The 5,242-nt window shown below is 71.4% G+C and carries 5 protein-coding genes; 1 reads left to right on the forward strand and 4 read right to left on the reverse strand.

Translation table 11 applies throughout. The features are described 5' to 3' along the window. On the forward strand, positions 1 to 251 hold a 251-nt coding region (locus RT309_RS13515; protein WP_313357849.1), incomplete at its 5' end, for an FGGY-family carbohydrate kinase. A gap of 32 nt (positions 252 to 283) precedes the next feature. On the opposite strand, the gene RT309_RS13520 is transcribed toward RT309_RS13515, so the two are convergent. From RT309_RS13520 to RT309_RS13535, 4 genes are read right to left on the reverse strand one after another with little or no spacing between them, the layout of a single operon-like run. Beyond that, complete coding sequence (locus RT309_RS13520; protein WP_313357851.1) at positions 284 to 1,207, reverse strand: aldose 1-epimerase family protein; 924 nt, start codon at positions 1,205 to 1,207, stop codon at positions 284 to 286. Further along, positions 1,207 to 2,730 carry an L-arabinose isomerase gene (gene araA, locus RT309_RS13525; RefSeq protein ID WP_313357853.1) on the reverse strand — a complete coding sequence of 508 codons (1,524 nt, stop codon included), beginning with the start codon at positions 2,728 to 2,730 and terminating at the stop codon, positions 1,207 to 1,209. Before araA ends, RT309_RS13520 begins: the two co-directional genes overlap by 1 nt. 51 nt (positions 2,731 to 2,781) lie before the next feature. Beyond that, positions 2,782 to 4,350 (reverse strand): FGGY-family carbohydrate kinase, encoded by a 1,569-nt coding sequence (locus RT309_RS13530; protein ID WP_313357855.1) that lies wholly within the window; start codon positions 4,348 to 4,350, stop codon positions 2,782 to 2,784. Next, positions 4,347 to 5,063: an L-ribulose-5-phosphate 4-epimerase gene (locus tag RT309_RS13535; protein WP_313357857.1), complete on the reverse strand. Its 717-nt coding sequence runs from the start codon at positions 5,061 to 5,063 to the stop codon at positions 4,347 to 4,349. The genes RT309_RS13530 and RT309_RS13535 overlap by 4 nt, the downstream gene beginning before the upstream one ends. Between the last annotated feature and the right edge of the window lie 179 nt (positions 5,064 to 5,242).

The raw sequence follows: 5,242 nt of genomic DNA on the forward strand, positions 1-5,242 counted from the left end.
TCTCGCCCACCCGCATCCTGCTGATCGGCGGTGCGGCGCAGAGCCGCGCCGTGCAGACGATCGCCGCACAGGTCTTCGATCTTCCCGTCATCGTTCCCGCCCCGCAGGAGTACGTGGCGCTCGGCGCGGCCGCTCAGGCCGCGTGGGCTCTGACCGGCGAGCGCCCGGCGTGGGGCGCGGGCGAGGCGGATGCCGTGTCCGAGACGCCGGTGCCCGGCATCCGGGAGCAGTACATCGCGCGGCTTCCCTGACCACCGCTCCCCCGCCGGCGTCGGCCGAACGGTCAGAGGGCGCGGATCGTCCAGGAGGCCGTGTGCTCGTCGCCCGGGGCGATCACCACGAGGCCGGCGCCGGAGTTGAAGGCGTCAGGCGCGCACGTCATCGGCTCGACCGCCAGGCCGATCCGATGCGTCGTCTCGTCGGCGGGGGTGTCGGCGGTGTGGATCTGCACCCAGGGGCACGCGTCGTCCCAGACCATGGCCGTGCCGCCGCCGTCGGGTGAGCGCAGCTCGACGGCGGTCAGCCCGTCTGCGCGGCGCAGGCCCGTGAAGGCGTGATCGATGAACGTGTCGCCGATCGTGCGCGGCGTGCGGAAGTCCCACTGCGGATGCCGATCGACCGACTCGACGGCGATCGGGTTCAGTCGGTCGTCGGTCACGGTGAGCACCTCGGATGCCGGCAGCGCCAGCGTCCACGAATCGACGGCAGAGCGCGACGACCGATCGGCGACCAGGTACGGGTGCGGTCCGGTGCCCCAGGGCGCGGCATCCGCCCCGAGGTTGCGCCCGGTGACGACCTGGGTGAGCCCGTCTGCGGCGATGCGGTACTCCACGTCGACCTGCACACGGAACGGGTAGCCGAGCTGCGGCTCGATCACCGCGGTCAGTACGACCCGGTCGGGTTCGACGACCTGATCGGCGAACTCCAGCCAGGCCGCCAGACCGTGCAGGGCGTGCCCGCGAGACGGCTCGGTGAGCGACAGCTGGTGCGGTGCGCCGGCGAACGAGTACCGGCCGTCGACGACCCGGTTCGGCCACGGTGCCAGCGTCGCGCCGCGGTAGTTCGGTCGCACCTGGTCGGCGTCGAACGGCACGACGAGGTCGCGTCCTTCGTGCGTGAGCGTGCGCAGGGTGGCGCCGACGCTCGCGATCGTCGCCTCGTAGCCGTGGCCGGCGATCGCGAGCTGACGGCCGGATGCCGGCAGCATCACAGGCCCTGCGCCAGGCGGTGGTACGCCGCGTTCCAGCGCACCTGGTTCTGGAATGCGGGCAGCGTGGTCGACTCGTCGATGACGAGCAGCTCGACCTCGGCCATCTCGGCGAAGTCGCGGAACGCCTCGATGCCGACCGCGGTCGACATGACCGTGTGGTGCGCGGCACCGGCGGTCAGCCAGGCGGCGGCACTGGTGGTGAAGTCCGGTGCCGGCTTCCACACCGCGCGTCCCACCGGGAGGTTCGGCAGGGCGGCGCGCGGCTCGACGTTCTCGACGACGTTCGCGGTGAGACGGAAGCGGTCGCGCATGTCGCTCAGCGCGACGACCACGGCGGGGCCGGGGTCGGCCGTGAAGACCAGGCGCACCGGGTCGTCCTTGCCGCCGATCCCGAGCGGGTGGATCTCGAGCGTCGGCTTCGCGGTGGTCAGCGAGGGCGAGACCTCGAGCATGTGCGCGCCGAGGATCAGCTCGTCGCCGGGCGTCATGTCGTAGGTGTAGTCCTCCATGAGGCTGGCACCGCCGGGCAGACCGGCGCCCATCACGTTCGCCACGCGCACGAGGATCGCGGTCTTCCAGTCGCCCTCGGCGCCGAACCCGTAGCCCTCGGCCATCAGGCGCTGCACGGCGAGGCCGGGCAGCTGCTTCAGCTCGCCGAGGTCTTCGAACGAGGTGGTGAAGGCGCCGAAGCCGCCCTCCTCGAGGAACGAGCGCAGCCCGATCTCGATGGCAGCCCCGTCGCGCAGCGACTGGTGACGCTCGCCGCCGCGACGCAGCTCGGGCGCGACCTCGTACAGCTCCTCGTACTCCGCGACCAGGGCGTCGACGTCGCTCGGTGAGGCGGCGGCCACGGCGTCCGCCAGGTCGTTCACGCCCCACGTGTTCACCTGCACGCCGAAGCGCAGCTCGGCCTCGGTCTTGTCGCCCTCGGTGACGGCGACGAAGCGCATGTTGTCGCCGAACCGGGCGAGCTTCAGCGAGCGGGCGGCGGCGAGGCCGGCGGCTGCACGCTGCCAGGTCGCGAGCTCCTGACGCAGGCGCGGGTCGGAGGCGTGCCCGACGATCGTCTTGCGCGGCACGCCCAGGCGGGTCTGGATGTACCCGAACTCGCGGTCGCCGTGCGCGGCCTGGTTGAGGTTCATGAAGTCGAAGTCGATGTCGGCCCACGGCAGCTCGACGTTCGCCTGCGTGTGCAGGTGCGCGAGCGGCTTCTGCAGCGCGTCGAGACCGGCGATCCACATCTTGGCGGGGCTGAACGTGTGCATCCAGGCCACCAGGCCGATCACACGGTCATCGGCGTTGGCCTCGAGCGCGATGCGGCGGATCGACGCCGAGTCGGTGAGCACCGGCTTCCAGACGATCTTCACGGGCACCTCGGCGGACTCGTCGAGCGTGCGGGCGATCTGCTGCGATTGCTCGGCGACCTGCGCGAGCGTCTCGGGGCCGTAGAGGTGCTGGCTGCCGGTCAGGAACCAGACCTCGTACTCGTCGAGGGTGGTGGTGAGCGGGGTGCGGGTCATGGGAGTTCCTTGCGTGTCGGCCCGGTCGGGCGGTTCAGGCTGATCGTGGGTTCAGAGGGCGGCGACCGCAGCGGCTTCGACGGCGAGGCCGGCCCGGTAGCGGTCGAGGTACGCGGCGTACCCGGCGACGTCGTCGGGCAGCGGCTCGGCGATGCGGACGCCGGCGTCGGCGAAGACCCGGTCGGCGAGGTGGTCGGCCAGCGATCGGTCGGCTGTGAGGAAGGCCGCGAGCACGGCGATGCCCCAGGCGCCGCCTTCGGAGGCGGTGTCTCCGACGGCGACCGGCGCGTTCAGCGCTCCGGCGAGGAAGCGCTGCGCGACCCCGGCGGTGCGGAAGATGCCGCCGTGCGCGAACATCCGCTCGATCGTCACGCCCTCGTCCGCGAGCACCTGCATGCCGAGGGCGAGCGTGCCGAACACGCCGTAGAGCTGGGCGCGCATGACGTTGGCGAGCGTGAACCGGCTGTCGGGCGTGCGCACGAACAGCGGCCGACCTTCGTCGGTGCCGGCGATCGGCTCGCCGGCGAGATGGTTGTACGCGAGCAGGCCCCCGGCGTCGGGTTCACCGACGAGCGCCTCCCGGAACAGCGTCTCGAAGACGGCGTCCGCCGATCGAGGCATGCCGGATGCCTCGGCGAACCGGGCGAACATGCCCACCCAGGCCGCCAGCTCGCTGGCGCCGTTGTTGCAGTGCACCATCGCGACCGCGTCACCTGCCGGGGTGGTCACCAGGTCGAGTTCGTGGTGCACCTCGGCGAGCGGTCGCTCGAGAACCACCATCGCGAAGATGGAGGTGCCGGCGCTCACGTTGCCCGTGCGCGGCGAGACGGCGTTCGTCGCGACCATGCCCGTGCCGGCGTCGCCTTCCGGCGGGCAGAACGGGATGCCAGGCTGCAGCGCCCCCGTGGGATCGAGCAGAGCCGCGCCCGCGGCCGTCAGCAAGCCGGCCTCATGACCGGCCACGAGCGCCTCGGGCAGCATCGCACGCAGGTCACCGCCGGTGTGCGCGTCGTAGCGCTCGATGAGCGCCTGATCGTAGTCGCGCGTGGTCGAGTCGATCGGGAACATTCCCGACGCATCGCCCACACCCAGCACGCGTCGGCCGGTGAGCTGCCAGTGCACGTATCCGGCGAGCGTGGTGAAGAAGCGCACATCGCCGACGTGCGGCTCGGCGTCGAGCTGCGCCTGGCGAAGGTGGGCGATCGACCAGCGCAGCGGGATGTTCACACCGAGCAGGTCGGTCAGCTCCTGCGCCGCGACGCCCGTGTTCGTGTTGCGCCACGTGCGGAACGGCACGAGCAGCTCGCCGGAGCGGTCGAACGGCAGATACCCGTGCATCATGGCCGAGACGCCGATCGCGCCGAAGGTGTCTGGCCGGATGCCGTAGCGGTCGTGCGCGTCGGCGACGAGGCCCGCGTAGGCCTCCTGCAGCCCCGTCCACACGGCGTCGAGCGAGTAGGTCCACAGCCGGTCCTCGAACCTGTTCTCCCAGTCGTGGAATCCGGTGGCGAGCACCTCGTGGGTGTCGGCGTCGATGAGGCACGCCTTGATGCGCGTCGATCCGAGCTCGATGCCCAGAGCCGTGCGGCCGGAGCGGATGGTCTCTGCCGTGGCGCTCATCGACGTGCGTCCGAGTTCTGGCCGTACACGTTCTGGTATCGGTCGAAGAGGGCGTCGAGCGCCTCCTGCGGGATGGGGATCAGCGGTCCCGCCTCGCGTGCGTGGTGCACCGTGCGGGCCACGTCCTCGACCATGACGGCCGCCTTCACGGCATCCTTCGCGTCGACACCGATCGTGAATGGCCCGTGGTTCTGCATCAGCACGGCGCGCGAGCGGTGACCGGTGAGGGTGTCGACGATGCCGCGGCCGATCGAGTCGTCGCCGATGATCGCGAACGGGCCGACCGGGATCGGACCGCCGAACTCGTCCGCCATGGCCGTGATCACGCAGGGGATCTCCTCGCCGCGCGCGGCCCAGGCGACAGCATAGGTCGAGTGCGTGTGCACCACACCCCCCACCTCGGGCATGTTCCGGTACACGTAGGCGTGCGCGGCGGTGTCGCTCGACGGCGACCGGTCGCTGCCCTCGCTGCCGGGGATGACGTTGCCGTCGAGGTCGCAGAGGATCATGTTCTCGGGGGCCAGGTCGTCGTACGAGACGCCGCTCGGCTTGATCACGAACAGGTCGGCACCGGGCACCCGGCCCGAGACGTTGCCGCCGGTCCACACCACGAGACCGTAGCGGACGAGTTCTGCATGCAGTCGCGCGACGTCGGCGCGCACCAGCTGGATGGCGGCTTCCACCTCGGGGGTGAAGGGGGCTTCGTTGCTCACGGGTACCTCGGTGGGTCGACGGGGAGTACCGGCCACTGTGACCGGTCACGGAAAGTCTGTCACGACCGTGCCGCTTCGGTCAACAGCACCGATGGCCACGCGCGACGGTCAGTGCGGACGCCCGGCCCGGACGGGCGCGATCGACGCCCTCGCGCGCAGCACGGGCCGCACGGGGTCGC

It is taken from the genome of Microbacterium sp. (assembly GCF_032084865.1).
GTDB lineage: Bacteria > Actinomycetota > Actinomycetes > Actinomycetales > Microbacteriaceae > Microbacterium.

What these genes read in the sequence shown, in the direction of transcription:
- araA (WP_313357853.1), bottom strand. Translation starts at nt 2,730, where the DNA reads ATGACCCGCACCCCGCTCACCACCACCCTCGACGAGTACGAGGTCTGG.
- RT309_RS13530 (WP_313357855.1), bottom strand. Translation starts at nt 4,350, where the DNA reads ATGAGCGCCACGGCAGAGACCATCCGCTCCGGCCGCACGGCTCTGGGC.
- RT309_RS13520 (WP_313357851.1), bottom strand. Translation starts at nt 1,207, where the DNA reads ATGCTGCCGGCATCCGGCCGTCAGCTCGCGATCGCCGGCCACGGCTAC.